The organism is Streptococcus constellatus subsp. constellatus, from assembly GCF_023167545.1.
GTDB lineage: Bacteria > Bacillota > Bacilli > Lactobacillales > Streptococcaceae > Streptococcus > Streptococcus constellatus.
Genome location: NZ_AP014647.1, coordinates 1,817,402 through 1,838,394, shown reverse-complemented (window position 1 = coordinate 1,838,394; position 20,993 = coordinate 1,817,402). Strand labels below are relative to the sequence as shown.

Sequence of the window (20,993 nt, the reverse complement as noted above, 5' to 3'; positions counted from 1 at the left end):
GGAGAAAAAAATGGAGCATTCCGCTGTTAAGGAGTTGTTGAAAAGTGTTAAATCTGTTATCAACAAATTTTCAAAAGAAGACAGTTGGGGTATTTGTTTCCTAGATGTTGCAAAAGTAGCTCAGCTTGTCATAGAGATAGGAAACTGCTAAAATGTGAATAAGCAGATATTTGATTCGTGATTTAGCTGTTAACGAACAGAAATCTCTTGCCAAAGGTTTCTACGAACATATGGGATTTGAAATGTATAAAGGAATAGTACGTGATGAATAAGGGAATCCCTATCCTCTTCTATATATGAATTAGATAAATAATTTATAGTATTTTAGGAGTAATAATCTGCAGACTATTTAAACAATATAAAAATCACACTAGCATTATTGTACTGCCCTCCAAAAGTATAGTCATTATTATTTATTGTCGTATGATTCTCTACTTTTTTATAATATTCATGGTCAATACCAGTAATACTCACCATATAATAATTGATTTCCCTTGGTTGAACAAAGCGACAAGAAGGATAGCTGATACCATCAATAGAAATGGGGGAGTAGTTTCTTCATAATAGTAGCACTTCCTTAGTTTATCAACTTAGCATTAGGGAAATAATGCAAAAGTCTATTGAAACAGACAAAAATGAATGTCTATTATAATGAAGAATCAAGTTCTTTCGAGAAAATATCTATTTTTTGAAAAATGATATTAGAAGTTGAATGGTACTGGATGAATATTTCTAGGCGGCCTGAGGGGATGATGTGGAGTTCCATTTTTGTTTTTCTGAAGACAATATAGATTTGGTACTAGTTCCGTAATGACTTTTTCCCTGTTCATGTAAGTACCATTGTTTCCCCAACAAGCAACTATTAAATCAGACTGTGTTACACATTCTAAAAGATAATAATCATTATCTTTTCCGATAGGATCATCAATTAAATATATATCTTTCGGATAAGTACTTCTAAAAGCAAATAAATTAGCCATAAGTAAAGTTCCATATCCCCAATCTTTTGCGAAATTTATGCATCTAGTGATTGTAGGATCATCAATATTTTCATCAGTGATTGATGGGTTTAATCCAATAAATAGAATTGTAGGTTTTGTGGAGTCCCACGTACGAGATAGTTTGTAACGATAAATCTTATCTTTAGATATAATAGCTTTCTTTTCCACGATTGATTCTCCTTTTTTATATTATATACTATTGATTAAAAACATAGTCAAACTAGGTGTTAAAAAAGGTAGAGATTAAATTGAAATACAGTGCAATATATCGCAATTGACAAAAAGAAAAAACGCTTGAAATCAGCATTTTTCTTTTGTATTGATTTGTATTTAACTCTTATTTCACTTCTGTAAACACAACGTGCTTGCGAAGTTTTGGTGAGTATTTTTTCAATTGAAGACGGTCTGGAGTGTTACGTTTGTTTTTAGAAGTAAGGTACAAGCGTTCACCAGATGCTTTGTGTTCAAGTGTAATATTTACGCGCATGATAGCTCCCTTCTATTATTCAGCTGCAGCAGCTTTAGCGATTTTACGTCCTTTGTAGTATCCTTTGAGGGATACACGGTGAGAACGTGAGTAATCTCCAGTAGTTTCATCAAAAGTTACAGATGGAGCTGTAATTTTGTAGTGAGTGCGACGTTTGTTTTTTTTCGCTTTTGAAGTGCGACGTGCAGGTACTGCCATTTTAAATTCTCCTTTTAGTTTTTAAAATCTATTCAATGATGAATTTCATCAACTTTAGTAGTATATCAAATTTTTTTTGTAAAGTAAAGTTACTTGACAATTTTTTTGACAAACTAGCCAGTTTTTTTCAGCAAAGGGAAGTTTTCTATGGGAAATATTTTCAAATGTCTCGCAAAATAACGGACTTGTGGTACAATAATTATATTATATAAATTCGAGGAAAGACTATGAAATTACAAAAACCAAAGGGCACACAAGATATTCTTCCAAAGGATTCTGGGAAATGGCAGTATGTGGAAGAATTTGCTCGTAATACTTTTAAAAAATACAACTATGCTGAAATTCGCACACCACTGTTTGAGCACTATGAAGTGATCAGTCGCTCTGTTGGGGATACGACCGATATTGTGACGAAAGAAATGTATGATTTTTACGATAAAGGCGATCGCCATATTACCTTGCGTCCTGAAGGGACAGCACCTGTCGTACGTTCTTATGTGGAAAATAAGCTATTTGCACCAGAAATCCAAAAACCGGTAAAACTTTACTATATGGGTTCAATGTTTCGATATGAGCGTCCACAAGCTGGTCGTTTGCGGGAATTTCATCAGATTGGTGTAGAGTGTTTTGGCTCAAACAATCCTGCGACCGATGTAGAGACGATTGCTATGGCAGCCCAATTTTTTAATGAAATTGGTATTCGCAATGTGACATTGCAATTGAACAGTCTGGGGAATGCGGAAAGTCGTGCCACTTACCGTCAGGCCTTGATTGATTATTTGATGCCATTAAAAGACAATCTGTCTAAAGATAGCCAACGGCGTTTGGAAGAGAATCCTCTTCGTGTATTAGACAGTAAGGAAAAAGAAGATAAACTTGCTGTTGGAAATGCACCATCTATTTTGGATTATCTAGATGAAGAAAGCCAAACTCATTTTCAAGCTGTGCGGTCGCTGTTGGAGGCGCTGGAAATTCCTTATACCATCAATACCAATATGGTTCGTGGATTAGATTATTATAATCATACGATTTTTGAATTTACCGCAGATGTAGCAGATAATGAACTGACAATTTGTGCAGGGGGTCGTTATGATAGCCTTGTTGCTTATTTTGGTGGGCCAGAGACAGCTGGGTTTGGCTTTGGAATGGGTGTGGAGCGCCTCCTCCTCGTTCTTAAAAAGCAAGGTGTGGAATTGCCGCTAGAGAATAGCTTAGATGTTTATATTGCAGTTTTGGGAGAAGGTGCTAATAATACAGCATTGGAAATTGTGCAAGCACTTCGCAGGCAAGGGTTTACAGTTGAGCGTGATTATTTAAATCGTAAGTTAAAAGCGCAATTCAAGTCAGCAGATACCTTTGGTGCTAAAGTGTTAATAACTCTTGGCGAAAGTGAAATTGAAAGCAAGCAAGTCACTGTCAAAAACAACCAAACGCGTGAAGAATTAATTGTCGATTTAAATCAGATCCAAGAAGATTTTCAAGCAATTTTTAAGCAAGTAGGATTTTAGTTGAGAAGTGCAAAAACTAGGTACTAGCTTTCTGCTATTATTTGTGTAAGGTGAACAGAGGTTGAATAACTGATGAAAAAAATTGTCATTCCATCTATACTTCAATTTATAATAGTTTTTTTAGTAATAGGTGGTATTGCTTATTTTGTGAGAGGAGACTTTTTCTTTCGATTTTTAGCACCGATTTTTGGCTTAGCGGCAGGACTGTTGCGCTTAGCCTCAAGTTATGTTGTTAAGATTTTGCATCCTGAATTATATGAAAGAGAGATTAAGAAATGAAACTTAATCTCCTTTTTATGAGAGATTAGGTTAAGATAAGAAGTTTTTGAAAAGCGGACTTCTTTTTCATCTCTTTTGTGGTAAAATAGTAAAAGAATTAAAAGTTTGGAGAATAAAAATGAGACGTTCAATGTATGCTGGACGTGTTCGTAGTGAACATGTCGGTCAAGAAATCACTTTAAAAGGCTGGGTATCTCGTCGTCGTGACTTAGGAGGCTTGATTTTCATTGATTTACGTGACCGCGAAGGCATTATGCAGCTGGTTATCAATCCCGAGAATGTGACTAAAGAAGTCATGGGAACTGCCGAAAAGTTGCGAAGCGAATATGTTATTGAAGTGACTGGAAAAGTAGAAGCACGTACACAGGCAAATGATAAACTTGCAACAGGAACTGTTGAACTGTATGTGGAGACTTTGACAATTCTCAATACAGCCAAAACAACTCCATTTGAAATTAAAGATGGTATTGAAGCGAATGATGATACGCGCCTTCGTTATCGGTATTTAGATCTTCGACGTCCTGAAATGTTAGCAAATTTGAAATTACGAGCTAAAGTAACACATTCAATTCGTAATTACTTAGATGAGCTTGAGTTTATTGATGTAGAAACTCCGTTTCTTACGAAATCAACTCCAGAAGGTGCGCGTGATTATTTGGTGCCAAGTCGAGTGAACCAAGGGCATTTCTATGCATTGCCACAAAGTCCTCAGATTACAAAACAATTGTTGATGAATGCTGGTTTTGATCGTTATTATCAAGTTGTGAAGTGTTTCCGTGATGAGGATTTGCGTGGAGATCGTCAACCAGAGTTTACACAGGTTGACTTGGAAACTTCATTTCTTTCTGATCAAGAAATCCAAGATATTACAGAAGGCTTGATTGCTCGAGTGATGAAAGAAACAAAGGGGATTGAGGTTACACTACCATTCCCACGAATGACATATGATGATGCAATGACTTTATATGGAAGTGATAAACCAGATACTCGTTTTGAAATGCTTTTGCAAGACTTGACAGATATTGTCAAGGAGATTGACTTTAAAGTTTTTTCAGAAGCACCAGTAGTTAAAGCTATTGTTGTGAAAAATGCTGCTGATAAATATTCTCGTAAAGATATTGATAAGTTGACAGAGCAGGCAAAACAATATGGTGCAAAAGGACTTGCTTGGGTCAAAGTGGCCTCAGATGAATTAAATGGTCCAATTGCTAAATTTTTGAAAGATTTGACAAGTGAGTTGACGGATGCTTTACAGCTTGAAGAAAATGATTTGGTTCTCTTTGTAGCTGATACTGTACAAGTTGCTAATGCAACTTTGGGTGCACTTCGTGTCCGTTTGGCAAAAGAACTAGGCTTGATTGATGAGTCGAAATTTAATTATCTTTGGGTAGTGGATTGGCCAATGTTTGAATGGTCAGAAGAGGAAGGACGTTATATGAGTGCACATCACCCATTCACCCTTCCACAAGCAGACACAGCTCATGAGTTAGAAGGTGATTTGAGTAAAGTTCGTGCTATTGCTTATGATATTGTCTTGAATGGTTATGAATTGGGTGGTGGAAGTCTTCGTATTAACCATAAAGATTTGCAAGAACGAATGTTTAAAGCCCTTGGTTTTTCTAAAGAAGCAGCTACTAATCAGTTTGGTTTCTTGCTAGAAGCTATGGATTACGGCTTTCCACCACATGGTGGGTTAGCTATCGGACTAGATCGCTTTGTCATGTTGCTAGCTGGTGAGGAAAATATCCGCGAAGTGATTGCTTTTCCTAAAAATAATAAAGCAAGTGATCCTATGACACAGGCGCCAAGTCTAGTTGACACTAAGCAGCTTGAGGAATTAAGTTTACAAGTAGAAACTCATGAAGAAAACTAAGATTTATAAACGATTTCGTTATTATTTGCGCCGTTTGGCTTATAATTTTAAATTGATACAAGTGCTTAAAAGTATCTCCCGTAAGAAGTATGATGAAAAAATATCTGCTTCACTAATCTATGGTTTTTTATCTGCTGTTGCAGTTAATCTCTTCTTTCAACCAGGGCATGTGTACTCAAGTGGGGCGACGGGATTGGCACAGATTTTAGCCGCTTTAAGTACACGTTTTTTGGGATTTGCCATTCCTGTTTCTGTAACTTTTTATCTCATCAATATCCCACTAATGATCTTGGCTTGGTATCAAATTGGGCACAAGTTTACGGTGTTTACTTTTATTACGGTTTCCATGAGCTCACTGTTTATCCAGTTTGTTCCTGAAGTGAGTTTAACAAATGACCCAATTATCAATGCATTGTTTGGTGGGGTCATTATGGGAATGGGGATTGGTTTTGCTTTGCGTTCCAATATTTCTAGTGGTGGGACAGACATTGTCAGTTTGACAGTTCGGAAGAAAACGGGCAGAAATGTCGGAAATATTTCTTTTATTGTCAATGGTATGATTATGATTATTGCGGGTGTGACCTTTGGGTGGAAATATGCGCTTTATTCGATGATTACGATTTTTGTTTCGAGTCGGGTGACAGATGCCGTCTTTACCAAGCAAAAGAGGATGCAAGCTATGATTATTACCAGTTATCCTGAAGCCGTTATTGAAAAAATCCACAATAAGTTGCATCGTGGTGCAACGATTATTAATGGTGCAGAAGGTACCTACAATCATGAGAAAAAAGCAGTTTTGATTACAGTTATTACGCGTGCTGAATTTAATGAATTCAAGCATATCATGCGAAAAGTAGACCCGCATGCTTTTGTATCGGTAGCGGATAATGTTCACATTCTTGGACGTTTCGTGGAAGAATAAAGAGTCTGGGACAATAGTCCCTTTGCTACAAAAAAAGCAACGGATTTGCCGTTGCTTTTTGCATGGTTACGATAGTCTTGCTAAAATAGAATTGCCCAATAAACCATTTAGAAAGGCTATCCCATGCATATTCACTATAACACAAATCAAACAACTTTACCACTAGAAATCAGTTCTTTCTTGCCACAAGACCATCTCGTCTTTACTATTGAAAAAGTGGTGAATGCCTTGGAGGATCGTCACTTCCACACGTTCTATCATAACTTTGGTCGCCCGTCTTATCACCCTAAAATGCTTTTAGCCGCTCTACTATTTGCCTACTCGCAAGGGATTTTCTCTGGACGAAAAATCGAAAAAATGATGATTGAAAATCTGGCTATGCAGTACCTAACAGGACAGTTGGTTGTCAGCTACCGCACTATCAATCGATTTCGAGTCGCTAAAGGGATGGAAGACCTCATTCGTGATCTTTTCATTGACCTCAATCTTCGTTTAAAAATGGAAGAGTTAGTGACCTTAGATTGTCTGTTTATTGACGGGACTAAGATTGAAGCCAACGCTAACAAGTATAGTTTCGTGTGGAAAAAGGCCACAGACAAGTTTTCCGTCAAACTTCAAGAACAGATACAGGTCTATTTTCAAGAAGAAATCACTCCCCTTATCCATCAGGCCATTAGGCTGGACGAAGAAGAACCGATTGCTTCAGAGCAGTTGATTGAATTCGCTCAAGTCCTCGAAGAAGAATTGGAAAAACTGAACCAAGACATTGAGGAGACACCCGTTAAAGGAAAGGATGAACGTAAAACTCAACGTCGGAAACTCAAGAAAGTCCTGCGTAAAGTCAAGGATGATTTTTCAGTACGTGCTGAAAAATATGAAGGCTACCAAGAGACATTTGAAGGGCGTAACAGCTTTTCCAAAACAGATACAGATGCCACTTTTATGCGGATGAAAGAAGACCACATGAAGAATGGTCAACTCAAGGCTGCTTACAATCTTCAAATCGCTACTGAAAATCAATTTGTTCTTCATTATGATGTCTTCTCAAATCCGACAGATACCAAGACTCTCCTGCCATTCCTTGAAACTTATCCACATGACTTGAAGACCGTTGTCGCAGATGCCGGCTATGGAAGTGAAGAGAACCTCCTTCGTTTAGATGAAAATGAGGTGAACCATCTGATTAAATATGCCATGTTTGATCAGGAACAGAAGAAAGGGTATAAACAGTCGGCTAGAAACTTAGCGAATTGGTACTATGATGACAAGGAGGATAGCTACACTCATCCTGATGGCTGGTGCTATCGTTTTCATCATATCAAACATCAGAAAACACAGACGGACTTTCAACAGGAAATCAAGGTTTACTACGCTGATGAACCTAAATCAGCCCCTCAAAAGGGACTATATATCAACGAACGTTATCAACACTTAAAAGCTAAAGAATGCCAAGCGCTTTTATCTCCCGAAGGTAGACAGATTTTCAATCAACGTAAGATTGATGTGGAACCTGTCTTTGGGCAGATAAAGGCTTATTTGGGTTACAAGAGATGTAACCTAAGAGGCAAGCGTCAGGTGAAAATTGACATGGGTTTAGTGCTCATGGCCAATAATCTCCTTAAATACAATAAGAGAACGACTCAAACTTAAAAAGCTAGAGTTCCATAATTGGGAATCTCTAGCTTTTTTGTGACTGAGAACTATTTTGTCTCAGACTCTTTTTGTTAGACACCTTTAAGACTGTCTTCCTTTTTTTAAGATCAAAATCAATAGGAAGTGAGCTAAAAAGTTTTTGTGTTAAAGTATAGAATGAAATAAATCAAAGATACAATAGCTGGGTTCAAAAAGCACAGCTTTGAAAAGTGGGCAGGACTGATAAAGCAAGTCTTCTTTCCATAATTATTTAAGTGCGAGAACTTGTTTTCCAGGGACAATATAGTAATCTTTGTTAGCGTCGAGAGGAGTATCAAGGCTGATTTTAGGATAGTTGATAAACACAGCTTGTTTATCCTGATTTGGATAGATAAATGAATTGTTCCCAAAGTTAATGAGGATAGTGATTTGATTTTCTTTTTCTTTGATTTTGTATTCGACTATAGATTCATTCAGCCATTGAGCAGAGCAACAATTTTTGATTTCTGTACGTGTTTTCAAACGTAAGAGTGGATGTTTTTTTCTGAATTGAATGAGCTGACAGATAAATGCCACATCTTTCTCATATTCAATTGAGCGTAGCCAATCTAGACGGTTAATAGTATCTGGAGTATTATAAGTATTCTCAATGAGATTTTTGCTACGGAAAAATTCTTGACCACTATGAATGAATGGTACTCCTTGTGTCAACAAAGAGAGATGCAGAGCAAGTCGAGCATTGTCAAGTCGCTCTTTTAAATCAATCTTGGGATTTTGTATCGCAAAATAGTCAAAAGCAGTTGCATCGTCATGGCATTCTACATAGTTGATTGCTTGTTGCGGTGCGATAAAGTGTTCAGTACCTATAAAACCAATATTGGCAGTTAAAACATTCTCTATAGAATTTATGGAATTTGTTTTTTGTATTTGTTCGCCTTTTGCGATGGTTGCTTTTATTGTATTGCGAAAATGATCATTGAAAAAACCATAACTTGGTAATTTGTCAGCATTGAACTGGTGAGCCAGTCTATTGTTATCTAGCCCCGTATTCATACGCCAGCCTTCTCCGTAAAGATAGACGTTCGGATAGAGAGATTGCAACTCCTCTGCAATCTGTTTCATGGTTTCTATATCTAAAATCCCCATGAGGTCAAAGCGGAATCCATCGAATCCGTAAATCGTTAACCATTGTTTGAGGGAATGCTTAATATAGCTACGAACCATTGCTCGTTCACTTGCTACATCATTTCCACAAAATGTACCATTTGTTAAATTACCGTTGTGATCGTAGCGGAAAAAATAACCTGGAACGATTTTTTCAAAAGCATAGGCTTTAGGATCGTAGACATGATTATAAACAACGTCCATGATAACGCTAATATCAGCTTTGTGGTAAGTAGTGATGGCTTCTTGCAATTCAACGATTCTTGCATATGGATCATGTGGATTAGTTGTAAAACTGCCGTCGGGAAGGTTGTATTGCATAGGGTCGTATCCCCAGTTGTATACGAGCCCTGGATGATTTTCATCAACGCTGCCAAAATCATACAAAGGCATGAGCTGAATGTGAGTTACACCTAATTGTTTGATGTACTCCATCCCTAAAGTATGTTTTTGCAACTGCGGAGACTCTGTCAGAGATTTGAATTTACCAGGATAAGTAAACTTAGCTTCTTTTTGCATGGAAAAATCTCGCACACTCATCTCGTAAATAATGGCCTCTGTCATTGACATTTGTGTCTGTGCTCGATGGATAGGATGAGAAATTTTCTCTAAGTTAATTATGTAACTAGCTCCAGAATTACTTTCGGACGATAGAGCATAAGGGTCGTGAACTTCTACCCAGTGACCATTTACTTTGTGTAGATAGTAATAAGCAGCTCCATCAAAATTTCCGAATACTTCTGTTTGCCACACTCCCTTTTCTCCGAGAGTCATTGGGTAAACAGTATTTTGTAAATGAAGTAATACTTGTTCAGAAATTGGTGCCCAGAGCTTAAAAGTTGTTGCTTCCGGGGTATAATGAGCTCCTAAATCGTTTTCGTTGTAAGCAAAAGTCTGGTCAAAAATTGGCTTTCTCACAATATGGCGAAATTGTAAGAACGTTTTATTACGATCTTGGTCGTAAATCCAATAATGTTCAGTTAAATCTAGCGGTTTTAGAGGAGCAAGACTGTATTGCACAAAGTCGTCTTGTTCTTCCAGAGATCTTATCTGTAAAATTTGTGTGCTATCGACCGTTTCGATTGTAAATTGTAATTGTTCAGTATAAAATTGTTTTTCTAACTCGATAGTGATGAGACTTTGGTCATCTAAGTAGGCTTGGAATGATCGGAAAGCCATAAACTTCCTTTCTTTATTGTTCGATAATGCGATGTGGAATTACTTGGCGATAACAAATTTGTCGATTTTCTTTGGTATCATTGATAATTTGCAGGATAGTTTTAAAAGAAATCCGCCCCAGTTCTAGCGTATTAATATCAACATAAGCTGCCAAGTCAAGTTTGGGTTTAATAGAGTCAAAAGCTAGAGTAGGAATAGATAATTGATTTTGATTTAAATAGTTGCAGACCCCTTCTGCTAGCATGCTATCTGTTGTGATAATCGCATCAATTTTTGAATCATGATTTAGAAGATGTTTTGTGAATTGATATCCTTTTTCTTCCAAAAATTCATTTGCAAATGCTGTGTTTTGAGGATCAAGCTCTAAGTGGTAATCTTCCAGCGCTTTTTGATACCCTTTATAACGATCTTGCGTTACAAATAGTCTTTTACTACCACCGATAAAAGCAATATTGCGGCAGCCTTTTTTGATAAAATATTCTGTTGCATCATATCCAGCTTGGATATTGTCATTATCCACCAAAGGAATAAACGGAGAAAGAGATTTTCCTAAAATTAAGAAAGGAAATTGTTCCTCACTAACCATTTTCACTAATGGATCATTTTCCTGAGAATAGAGAAAAATGAGCCCGTCCACACGTTTCCCTAGAACCATTTGGGAAATAGCTTCCATGCGCTCTTTTTCATTTTTCCCGGTCGCAATTTGAATAGCGTAGTGAAATTCAGAAGCTACCTGAGCAATCCCACGAAATACTGAAGGGAAAAATGGATTTTGATAAAAAGCATCGGAATCATCAGGTAAAACAACACCAATGACTTGTGTGTAACTGCTAACAAGACTACGTGCATTGAGATTAGGATGATAATTCAATTCCTTCATAGCTTTACGGACTCTTTTTTTGGTCTCATCGCTGATGCTGGATTTATTTTGGACAACACGGGTAACGGTAGAAGGCGAAACTCCTGCCAATTTAGCAACTTCTTTAATAGTAACTCGCATAAAAAACCTCCTACTTTTTCATTTTTTCATCACGGAAATGTGTCCGATAGAAAATAATGACGAGATAAAGAACAAAAAGAATGTTTTGAATGGTAATCATAGTGGTCATGGCTTGACCGAACAATAACCCTGCTGCAACAGCAATCAAAGTTGGCAAACCTAAACAATTCAAAGCAAAATGATAGCATTCTTTGACGGTTTTAAAAGAAAAAAGACGTGATTTTTTCGTTAAATAAAGGAAAAAGGTAGCTCCTAAGATGATGATGAAGAAATTCAGTGTCAAAAGACCGCCAGAAAGGAGAACGAGAAATAGACCGACTGTCACACGATTTTGTTGAAACCAATCTTGTGAAATGGCGGCACTGAGCGACTTTTTATTTTTTAGAGCAGCTTGATTGATATGCTGATATTGAATGTTTGCCAGTTTTTTTCCTTTTTTGCTGATAATCAGTTGTTTGGATCCAAAAGCAAGTGTTAGTTTTTCTCCTAAGGTAGACTGTTCTTTCCCTAGAAGGACAGTTCCTGCTTTGCTATTGTGAGTTGATTGCTGACCAGTATAGCTGAATTGATGATTTTCTATTTTAGCATTCTCTGTGATATCGTCCATTACTTCCTTTGTAACAGGGTCAAAAACACCATCTACAAAAGTAGTGAGTGGATAAGTCTTGAGAGACGCGTTTTGCACAGCAACTGGTATCATGGATAAGGAAATTAAAAAGATGCTTGTAAAAATCAATTGAAACCAGGTCAGTAATTTTCGGTTGGCAAAAGGCTTTTTAAAACCGTAAATACTAGAAAAATAATTAAATGGATAAGGTAGCATAAGATACTCTTTCTAAAAATTTATAATCAGGTAATGGCTAATAAAGCAAAGTTTATTAGCTATCATACAACTATAAATAAAAGAGGGTGGGACAAGATTATCCCTTGTCGCCACCACTTGTTAAACCAGATACAAAGTTCTTTTGTAGGAAGAAGAATAAGATACAGATTGGCAAAGCAATCAGGATAGCGCCTGCTGAGAAGTAAGCAATCTTCAAATTCTTCACATCACTAACAAAGGTTTGTAAACCAACAGCAACTGTATAGAATTCTTTTTCACGAAGTAAGAAACTAGATAAGATGTAGTCTCCGAATGGTCCCATGAAAGCCCAGAGAGCTTGTACAGCAATCATTGGACGAACGAGTGGCAGTACAATTTGCCAGAAGCGTCTGAAGTGACCAGCACCGTCCAATTTAGCGGACTCATCAAGCGAGATAGGCACAGTATCAAAATATCCTTTCATGAGCCAAGCGTTCATTGGGATACCACCGCCGACATAAAGGAAGATGAGGAACCAACTGTGGTTGAGCGCATTTAACATCAAAGCCATAACGAAGAAGGCGGTCAGGGCAGCCATTGTTGGCACCATTTGAATGATTAAGAAGAAGACCAGACTTTGTTTTCTAGCTAGGAAATTATAACGACTATAAGCGTAACCAGCTAGTACAACTATACTTGTTTGGATAATCATTGTCAAGATAGCAATGATTAAAGTGTTAAAGTACCAAGTCCCATAAAGAGTTTCAGTAAAAAGCTTGCTAAAGTTTTCTAGGCTAAAATTAATATCTGTATCTAGCTTAAACGCAAGGACATTCCCTGTCTTGAAAGCAGACATAATCGTAATCAAGAGAGGATAGATAATGATAATAGATAAAGCCACTAGATAGAAATAAGTTAAAAAGTGGTTTAAACGGCGTTTAAATTTAATAGAATTATTCATCTTACACATCCTCCATATCAAATGCATGTAGTTTCTTGAACGCAATCATGGAGATTGAAATCACAATAAGAGAAATGATAAGTGTTACCGCAGCAGCCATTGAGTATTGAGGAGCTGCACCTGTCGTTAAACGATAAATCCATGAAATGAGGATGTCAGTCGAACCTGCACCACCACCAACTGTACCAGGACCGCCATCATTAAAGAGGTACATGATAGAGAAGTTGTTGAAGTTGAAAGTATACTGACTGATGAGTGTAGGAGCAGCAACTGCTAAAATCATTGGGAAAGTGATATTGCGGAATTTTTGCCATGCATTTGCACCATCAATGTAAGCTGCTTCGTAAAGATCGTTTGGAATGGATTGCAAGATACCAAGTGTCAATACATAAATGTAAGGGAAACCAAGCCAACCTTGCATCATAATTAGAGCAATTTTAGTCCAGGTCGGATCTGTTTTCCAAGGAATCAGATGTCCATTTAAGAATGGCAATACTTTACCAAGAAGCGGAATGACTTGGGTATTGATTGCACCGATACTATCGTTGAACATGTTACTGAAAGTTAAGATAGTGATGAATGCTGGGACAGCCCAAGGCAGTAGGAAGATAACGCCGAAAATGCGTTTTCCTTTAATAAATGGTTGGTTTGCAATAATAGCGGTAAAAATACCAATAACGATTTGGACAGTTGAGGCAGCCAGTGCCCAGATAATAGTCCAACCAAGAACGGCTCCAAAAGCAGAACGGAAAGTGCTAAGTCGCCAAATATTAGTGAAGTTTGTCACGCCAACCCAATCCAAGAGCTTGGTTGGAGGCAAATGTTGGAAATCATAGTTTGTAAAGGCGATTAAAAGAGTAACCAATACAGGGAAAATGATAGCAAAAGTCATTGCAATATATGAAGGAATAATCAATAGGTAAGGAAAACCATTAGCGTAAATTCCTTTTAACATATCTTTGAAAGTCGTAGGAACTGGATAATCATTATTCCAACGTTTCGCAATAGTATAAGCATCTTTTAGATTGAGAGCATAAAAGATGAAATAAACAATGACAAGAATAAAGTGGAATGCACCACGAATCAGCATGAAAAGAGAGTTATCGCGTCCAGGCACCTCACCGAGAGTAATTAAGTTTCCTAACTCAGGAGCAGCAATGGCGAAAAAGTAAATCAAAAATAAAATGGTAACTCCTAAAAAGATAGCCCCTTTTGCTTTTTGTTTATTATAAATTTGCCCAAGTCCTGGGATGAGGGAGAGCAGCAATGCTTTACGTGGCTGTTGTTGTGTAGTCATCAGAGCCTCCTTTGTCTAAAATATAGAACTCGACTGGTGCTGCCAATCGAGTTCTATCCTACCTCAATCTGTTTTATTTTTTACCAAATTTTTGATTGATAGTATCTTTAATCAATTTAACGGCATCATTTACAGCGGTTTTAGTATCTTTTTTACCACTTACAGCATCAAAGAGCATACTTGCTGCTGGATCCCATACAGTACTCATTTCAGAGATATTTGGCATAGGTTGAGCAGATTGGAATTGTTTAATAACAGCTGAAGTCAATTCATCATTCTTTCCTTCAGCGTATTTACGAGCCTCTGTGTTTGCAGGTACTTCGTTTGTAGCATCATAGAAAGCTTTTTGTTGTTCAGTCGAAGTCAAAAAGTTAACAAACTTTTGAGCTGTTTTGGCATTTTTAGATCCTGCAGGGATGACCCAAGCTTTACCACCACCAAAGGTTTGATAGTTTTTACCATTTGGAAGTGTAGGAATAGTGGCAACACCATAGTTCACTTTAGCTTCTTTGAATGATGCGGCTTTCCAAGGGCCTTCAATGATAGCAGCTGTTTTACCTGATTGGAATTGAGTTTGAATTAAGTTTGCGGCACCTTTAGTATCTTGCATTCCTTTTGGCCATTTTGCATACCAAGTTTTAGCGTATTCAACACCTTTGATAGAACCGTCATTTGCAAGTCCAATGTCTTTAGGATCGGTACCGTTCTTACCAAAGACATATCCACCATTACCAGCTAACAGACCATAAGTGTAGTAGAAGTTTGTCCAGTCAGCAAGGAACCCAGTTGTTTTGCCATTTTCGCTGGCAAAAGCATATTTGCTGTCTTTTGCAAGTTCTTCTAATTCAGCAAATGTAGTTGGAGCTTTAGAAACAAGGTCTTTATTGTAGTACATTACTAATGTTTCGATAACAGCAGGTGCGCCATAAGTCTTACCTTTTGTAGTTACGAGTGCTTTTGTTGTGTCATCAGTCATTGAACCTTTGTCAAGTTTCACTTCTGAAAGTTGGCCGTCCGAACCGAGACTACCTACGCGGTCATATGGAGACATCATAACGTCTGGAGCCTTGCCAGATTGGTTGTCAAGTGAAAGATTTTCAAGACCTTTAAGTTGGTCGCCAGTTTTAATAGTAACTTTTGTTCCACTTTCTTTTTCAAAAGCTTCAGCTGCTTTCTTTACATATTTTTCGTATTGTTTTTCTACGTAAATAGTGAGGTTTTTACCATCACCAGAAGAAGCTGATTTATTATTTTTGCTACCGCAAGCTACTAGTAACAAACTAGCTAATCCTACAGTTCCAAGAACTGCAACACTTTTCAACACTTTATGTTTCATGATTTATTCCTCCTAAAGAATAAAATAATAAGATAATAATTTAATTAGTTTACGCAAACGTTTTCTTAAACTGAGATTAGTATACCATAAATAGAAAACGGTTGCAACACTTTTTTTAAAAATCTTAAAAATTTTTTATTTCTCACTCAAAAATGTTGACAAAATATAGAAGAAAAGGAGAGGATTGTCCAAAATATTTTAAAAAATAATAAAAAAAGCAGAAAAATGGTTGCGTCCATTTTGGAATTAAGTTATAATCAAATCAACGCAAACGTTTTCGTTAAATGAATGCAAAATTTAACAGAAAAATTTATTGAGGTGAAAAAGATGAAAGAGCGTCAAAGTGGTGTTCTCATGCATATTTCTTCTCTGCCAGGAAAATATGGAATTGGTTCATTTGGGAAAAGTGCTTACGATTTTGTCGATTTTCTGGTGAGAACTAAGCAACGTTACTGGCAAATATTGCCACTAGGAACAACTAGTTATGGAGATTCTCCATATCAATCTTTCTCTGCATTTGCGGGAAATACACATTTTATTGATTTTGATCGATTGATTGAAGAAGGATTGCTTGTGCAAAGTGATCTTGAAGGGTTAGACTTTGGTCAGGATCCAAGAAAAGTAGATTATGCGAAAGTGTTTAACAATCGCAGACCTGTTTTGGAAAAAGCTGTGAAACGTTTCTTAGAATGTGGAGATTTGGCAGCCTATGAAAAATTTGTGGCTGACAATTCATCATGGCTTGAAGTATTTGTTGAATACATGGCGATTAAAGAATATTTTGACTTGAAAGCTTGGACTGAATGGCCAGATGCGGCTCTTCGGCGTCGTGAAGCAGCTAGTTTAGCTCATTATCGTGAAAAATTAGCTGACAGATTGACTTATCATCGTGTAACGCAGTATCTTTTCTTTAAACAATGGTTAGAATTAAAAGCGTATGCCAATGAACATTACATTGAAATTGTCGGCGATATGCCAATCTATGTAGCAGCTGATAGCTGTGATGTTTGGGCACAACCACACTTCTTTAAAACAGATGAGCTAGGGCAGCCTACATGCGTAGCGGGATGCCCACCAGATGAATTCTCTGCAACTGGCCAACTCTGGGGGAACCCAATTTATGACTGGAAAGCAATGGATAAAGATGGTTATAGTTGGTGGATTAAACGCCTACGTGAAAGCTTCAAGATTTATGATGTAGTGCGTATTGATCATTTCCGTGGATTTGAATCTTACTGGGAAATCCCTGCTAGTTCCGATACAGCAGCTCCTGGTAAATGGGTTAAGGGACCTGACTATGCTTTGTTTAAAGCAGTGAAAGAAGAGTTAGGTGATCTGAATATTATTGCTGAAGACTTGGGCTTTATGACCGATGAAGTGATTGCTTTACGTGAAAAGACAGGCTTCCCTGGTATGAAAGTGACTCAATTTGCTTTTAATCCAGACAGCGAAAGCATTGATAGTCCACACTTAGCACCTAACAATTCTGTCATGTATACAGGTACGCACGATAATAATACTGTTCTTGGTTGGTATCGCGATGAAATTGATGATGCTACACGTGAATATATGGCTCAATACACCAATCGTAAGGAATATGAAACAGTACCTCATGCAATGTTACGGACTATCTTTGCTTCTGTCAGCTTTATGGCAATTGCAACCATGCAAGATTTACTTGAATTAGACGGTTCAGCTCGCATGAACTATCCATCAACTATTGGTGGAAATTGGTCCTGGCGTATGACAGCAGATGAATTGAATCCTGTGGTTGAAGCAGAGTTATATAGCTTGACGAAAACATATCGTCGTGTAAATAAAAAATTATTAAATCATGAAAATGAACTCTAGTGTTTGTTTTCTAGTCTAGGAGAAAAAATGTCAAACTTACAAGAATATATTAAGAAAAATTATCAAAAAGGAATTGCTGAATGTAGCAATGAAGAATTGTATATTGCCCTTTTAAACTATACAAAATTAGCTAGTGCACAAAAGTCAGTTAATACTGGTAAAAAGAAGCTTTACTATATTTCTGCCGAGTTTTTGATTGGGAAACTTTTGTCAAACAACCTAATTAACCTTGGCCTTTATGACAATGTTAAAAAAGAGTTAGCAGACGCTGGTAAAGATCTAATTGAAGTTGAAGAAGTAGAATTAGAACCTTCACTTGGAAATGGCGGTTTGGGACGTCTGGCTGCTTGTTTCCTTGATTCAATTGCGACTCTTGGTTTGAATGGAGATGGTGTTGGACTAAATTATCACTTTGGTTTGTTCCAACAAGTCTTGAAAAATAATGAGCAAACAACAGTTCCAAACTTCTGGCTAACTGAACAAAATTGGTTGGTAAAATCAAGCCGTAGCTATCAAGTACCATTTGCTAATTTTACATTAACATCAACTCTTTATGATATTGATGTGCCTGGTTACAAGACGGCTACTAAAAACCGCCTTCGTCTGTTCGACCTTGACTCAGTAGATGCAAGTATCATTGAAGATGGGATTGACTTTGATAAGACAGATATTGCTCGTAATTTGACTCTATTCCTTTATCCAGATGATAGTAATAAGCAAGGTGAATTGCTCCGTATCTTCCAACAATACTTTATGGTGTCAAATGGTGCACAATTGATTATTGATGAAGCGATTGAAAAAGGTAGCAATCTTCATGACTTGGCTGACTATGCTGTTATCCAAATCAACGATACACACCCATCTATGGTCATTCCAGAGATGATTCGTCTTTTGACAGAACGTGGTATTTCTCTTGATGAAGCAATCAATATCGTTAAGAATATGACGGCTTATACAAACCATACCATTCTTGCTGAAGCGCTTGAAAAATGGCCGCTTGAATTCTTGGAAGAAGTTGTTCCACACTTGGTTCCAATTATCAAAGAATTGGATAAGCGCGTGAAGGCTGAATACGCAGATCCAGCTGTTCAAATTATTGATGAACATGATCGTGTACACATGGCTCACATGGACATTCACTATGGATATAGTGTCAATGGGGTTGCTGCTCTTCATACAGAAATCTTGAAAAACTCAGAACTCAAGCCCTTTTACGACATTTATCCAGAAAAATTCAACAATAAAACAAACGGAATCACCTTCCGTCGCTGGCTCATGCACGCAAATCCACGCTTGTCAAATTACATTGATAGCTTGATTGGCCGCGATTGGCACCATGATGCTTCAAAATTAGAAGACTTACTTGAATTTTCTGGTAAGGCTGATGTGAAAGCCGAACTTGAAAAAATCAAAGCTCACAACAAACGGAAATTAGCTCGTCACTTGAAAGAACACCAAGGTGTTGAAATCAATCCTGAATCAATCTTTGATATCCAAATCAAACGCCTTCACGAGTACAAACGCCAACAAATGAATGCTCTTTATGTCATTCACAAATACTTGGACATCAAGGCTGGAAACATTCCTGCGCGTCCAATTACAGTCTTCTTTGGTGGGAAAGCTGCTCCAGCATACACGATTGCGCAAGATATTATTCATTTAATCCTTTGCTTGTCAGAAGTAATTGCTAACGACCCAGAAGTTTCTCCATACTTGCAAGTCGTTATGGTTGAAAACTATAATGTAACAGCAGCTAGCTTCTTAATTGCAGCCGGTGACATTTCTGAGCAAATCTCCCTTGCTTCTAAAGAAGCTTCAGGTACTGGTAACATGAAATTCATGCTAAATGGTGCTTTAACGCTTGGTACTTCAGACGGAGCAAATGTTGAAATTCATGAATTAGTCGGCGATGACAACGTTTATATCTTCGGTGAAGATTCTGAAACAGTTATTGATTTGTATGCCAAAGAAGCTTATAAGTCAAGTGAATTCTATGCTCGTAAAGCAATCAAACCGCTGGTTGATTTCATTGTCAGTGATGCTGTTCTTGCAGTTGGTAAGAAAGAGCGCTTGGAACGACTTTACAATGAATTGATCAATAAAGACTGGTTCATGACGCTTCTTGACTTGGAAGATTATATCGAAACAAAAGAACGCATGTTTGCGGATTATGAAGACCGTGACGTCTGGCTTGAAAAAGTTCTTGTCAATATTGCAAAAGCAGGCTTCTTCTCTGCTGACCGTACGATTGCTCAATATAACGATGAAATTTGGCATTTGAACTAGTTCAATAGCGAATGGGCCCCTTGATTGATAGTTGAGGGGCTTTTGTTTGAAAAAAATAATTGACACTAGTGAAACTTTTGTTGCCATTTTTGACTGCTTACGTTATAATAAATAAAACTGAAAACTCTTTTAAGCAGGAGGCTTATTGTGAAAAAACGACCAATTTATTTATATGTATTGCTGACGTTATCAGCCATTTTATCATCGTTTACATTTATAGGAACTTTTTTTGGCAGTGAAAAAATAACGAATACAAGTTCCTACAAAGGTTTATCTGAAACAGTTGTAAAACAAATAGTGAAAGTGACTGAAAAGAGTCTTGTCTTTCTTCATAATGGTCCCCATAAATTATTAACTATCCTTTCTATTCTGTTGTTGATAGCTGCTGTTGTTTTCATTGTTAAGAAAAACATTTTGTACGCTAATTTTGCCTATATTGCTTATGTGCTATTAGGAATTATTGGGACAATTTACAATTATATCGGTGGTATGCCACTCAACAATCTTTATAAAGATCAAACGATGCGTGCCACAGCAATCTCATCGACAAGAGTTTTGACCATTATTTATTTTGCATTTAATATTCTTTTCCTTGTTATTGTCTTTTTCAAGATGAAACGGCAGCAACAAGACTTAGCAAAAGAAGAATTACAATAGTTGACAAAACATATCTATCAGCTTAGAATTTTAAGAGAATGATAGATGTGTTTTATTTTTAGAAAGTGAGAAAATATGAAGATTTCCTTGGTTTATATTAGCTTAAGTGGGAACACAGCGAGTTTTATCAAACGTTTGTCCACTTTTTTGCAAGAGCGACATGAAAATGTTGAGATTGAGCAGGTGGATATAAAAGATATGGTGAAAGAGGAGCGACCATTTTACGCCATGTCTCAGCCCTTTGTAGCCTTTTTACCAACCTACTTAGAAGGTGGAAATGGTTTGGATAATGGAGATGTAGAGATTCTTACCAATGATTTAGGTGACTTTATCGCTTTTGAAGAGAATTACAAGCGCTGTTTTGGAATTGTTGGTAGTGGTAATCGTAATTTTAACAACCAATATTGTTTAACAGCTAAACAATATTCAGAACGATTTGGCTTTCCAGTCTTAGATACATTTGAGCTTCGTGGCTTGAATGAAGATATTAAACGAATTGGTCTAAAAATCGAAGAATTATACGGGCTATAAGACAAAAGAGTCTGAGACAAAATAGTTCT

The 20,993-nt window shown here is 37.1% G+C and carries 19 protein-coding genes and 2 pseudogenes; 11 read left to right on the top strand and 10 right to left on the bottom strand.

The features are described 5' to 3' along the window. The first annotated feature begins 10 nt into the window (after positions 1-10). Positions 11-151 carry a hypothetical protein gene (locus tag SCSC_RS09075; RefSeq protein WP_006269025.1) on the top strand — a complete coding sequence of 47 codons (141 nt, stop codon included), beginning with the start codon at positions 11-13 and terminating at the stop codon, positions 149-151. Positions 152-158: 7 nt separating this feature from the next. Further along, positions 159-272, top strand: a pseudogene (locus SCSC_RS09070) (GNAT family N-acetyltransferase); the annotation flags it as partial. A 429-nt stretch (positions 273-701) separates the two neighbouring features. On the opposite strand, the gene SCSC_RS09065 reads toward SCSC_RS09070, so the two are convergent. From SCSC_RS09065 to rpmF, 3 genes are all read right to left on the bottom strand, one after another. Further along, positions 702-1,169 (bottom strand): DUF1643 domain-containing protein, encoded by a 468-nt coding sequence (locus SCSC_RS09065; RefSeq protein ID WP_006269327.1) that lies wholly within the window; start codon positions 1,167-1,169, stop codon positions 702-704. Between the two features lie 169 nt (positions 1,170-1,338). Then, a complete protein-coding gene (rpmG, locus tag SCSC_RS09060; protein ID WP_003026692.1) occupies positions 1,339-1,488 on the bottom strand; it encodes a 50S ribosomal protein L33 in 150 nt (49 codons plus the stop codon). A gap of 15 nt (positions 1,489-1,503) precedes the next feature. Then, entirely contained in the window at positions 1,504-1,686 is a 183-nt protein-coding gene (gene rpmF, locus SCSC_RS09055; protein ID WP_003071531.1) for a 50S ribosomal protein L32, read from the bottom strand. Positions 1,687-1,913: 227 nt separating this feature from the next. Between rpmF and hisS the strand changes: the two genes are divergently transcribed. The 4 genes from hisS (at position 1,914) to SCSC_RS09035 (ending at position 6,268) form a co-directional block, all read left to right on the top strand. Then, on the top strand, positions 1,914-3,194 hold the full coding sequence (hisS, locus tag SCSC_RS09050) for a histidine--tRNA ligase (protein ID WP_006269335.1): 1,281 nt from the start codon (positions 1,914-1,916) through the stop codon (positions 3,192-3,194). Positions 3,195-3,266: 72 nt separating this feature from the next. After that, positions 3,267-3,473, top strand: coding sequence for a hypothetical protein (locus tag SCSC_RS09045; RefSeq protein WP_003075368.1), 207 nt, complete (start codon positions 3,267-3,269; stop codon positions 3,471-3,473). Between the two features lie 118 nt (positions 3,474-3,591). After that, a complete protein-coding gene (gene aspS, locus SCSC_RS09040; protein WP_037565463.1) occupies positions 3,592-5,346 on the top strand; it encodes an aspartate--tRNA ligase in 1,755 nt (584 codons plus the stop codon). Beyond that, positions 5,333-6,268, top strand: coding sequence for a YitT family protein (locus SCSC_RS09035; RefSeq protein WP_003071527.1), 936 nt, complete (start codon positions 5,333-5,335; stop codon positions 6,266-6,268). Before aspS ends, SCSC_RS09035 begins: the two co-directional genes overlap by 14 nt. Here SCSC_RS09035 and SCSC_RS09030 read toward each other — a convergent pair. Continuing rightward, a pseudogene (locus SCSC_RS09030) lies at positions 6,238-6,431 on the bottom strand (hypothetical protein). The gene SCSC_RS09035 and the pseudogene SCSC_RS09030 overlap by 31 nt on opposite strands. Here SCSC_RS09030 and SCSC_RS09025 point away from each other — a divergent pair. Continuing rightward, positions 6,392-7,918 (top strand): IS1182 family transposase, encoded by a 1,527-nt coding sequence (locus SCSC_RS09025; protein WP_115342911.1) that lies wholly within the window; start codon positions 6,392-6,394, stop codon positions 7,916-7,918. The pseudogene SCSC_RS09030 and the gene SCSC_RS09025 overlap by 40 nt on opposite strands. Positions 7,919-8,167: 249 nt before the next feature. Here SCSC_RS09025 and pulA read toward each other — a convergent pair whose 3' ends face one another. The 6 genes from pulA to SCSC_RS08995 form a co-directional block, all read right to left on the bottom strand. Beyond that, positions 8,168-10,243 (bottom strand): type I pullulanase, encoded by a 2,076-nt coding sequence (gene pulA, locus SCSC_RS09020; protein WP_006269340.1) that lies wholly within the window; start codon positions 10,241-10,243, stop codon positions 8,168-8,170. Positions 10,244-10,256: 13 nt separating this feature from the next. Next, positions 10,257-11,243, bottom strand: a complete 987-nt coding sequence (locus tag SCSC_RS09015; protein WP_003071525.1) for a LacI family DNA-binding transcriptional regulator — start codon at positions 11,241-11,243, stop codon at positions 10,257-10,259. A gap of 10 nt (positions 11,244-11,253) precedes the next feature. Further along, positions 11,254-12,066 carry a maltodextrose utilization protein MalA gene (locus SCSC_RS09010; protein ID WP_006269342.1) on the bottom strand — a complete coding sequence of 271 codons (813 nt, stop codon included), beginning with the start codon at positions 12,064-12,066 and terminating at the stop codon, positions 11,254-11,256. Between the two features lie 97 nt (positions 12,067-12,163). Further along, a complete protein-coding gene (locus SCSC_RS09005; protein ID WP_003026676.1) occupies positions 12,164-13,006 on the bottom strand; it encodes a sugar ABC transporter permease in 843 nt (280 codons plus the stop codon). Position 13,007: 1 nt separating this feature from the next. Beyond that, complete coding sequence (locus SCSC_RS09000; protein ID WP_003026675.1) at positions 13,008-14,303, bottom strand: sugar ABC transporter permease; 1,296 nt, start codon at positions 14,301-14,303, stop codon at positions 13,008-13,010. 73 nt (positions 14,304-14,376) lie between these two features. Beyond that, positions 14,377-15,639 carry an extracellular solute-binding protein gene (locus tag SCSC_RS08995; RefSeq protein ID WP_006269337.1) on the bottom strand — a complete coding sequence of 421 codons (1,263 nt, stop codon included), beginning with the start codon at positions 15,637-15,639 and terminating at the stop codon, positions 14,377-14,379. Between the two features lie 327 nt (positions 15,640-15,966). Here SCSC_RS08995 and malQ point away from each other — a divergent pair, with 327 nt between their 5' ends. The 4 genes from malQ (at position 15,967) to nrdI (ending at position 20,964) form a co-directional block, all read left to right on the top strand. Beyond that, complete coding sequence (gene malQ, locus SCSC_RS08990; protein ID WP_003071522.1) at positions 15,967-17,490, top strand: 4-alpha-glucanotransferase; 1,524 nt, start codon at positions 15,967-15,969, stop codon at positions 17,488-17,490. Positions 17,491-17,517: 27 nt separating this feature from the next. Continuing rightward, the gene (glgP, locus tag SCSC_RS08985; RefSeq protein WP_006269339.1) at positions 17,518-19,776 is read left to right on the top strand and encodes a glycogen/starch/alpha-glucan family phosphorylase; all 2,259 of its coding nucleotides are present in this window, start codon (positions 17,518-17,520) and stop codon (positions 19,774-19,776) included. Positions 19,777-19,923: 147 nt separating this feature from the next. Next, complete coding sequence (locus tag SCSC_RS08980; protein ID WP_006269338.1) at positions 19,924-20,433, top strand: ABC transporter permease; 510 nt, start codon at positions 19,924-19,926, stop codon at positions 20,431-20,433. Between the two features lie 75 nt (positions 20,434-20,508). After that, positions 20,509-20,964, top strand: coding sequence for a class Ib ribonucleoside-diphosphate reductase assembly flavoprotein NrdI (gene nrdI, locus SCSC_RS08975; protein WP_006269343.1), 456 nt, complete (start codon positions 20,509-20,511; stop codon positions 20,962-20,964). Positions 20,965-20,993 lie beyond the last annotated feature (29 nt).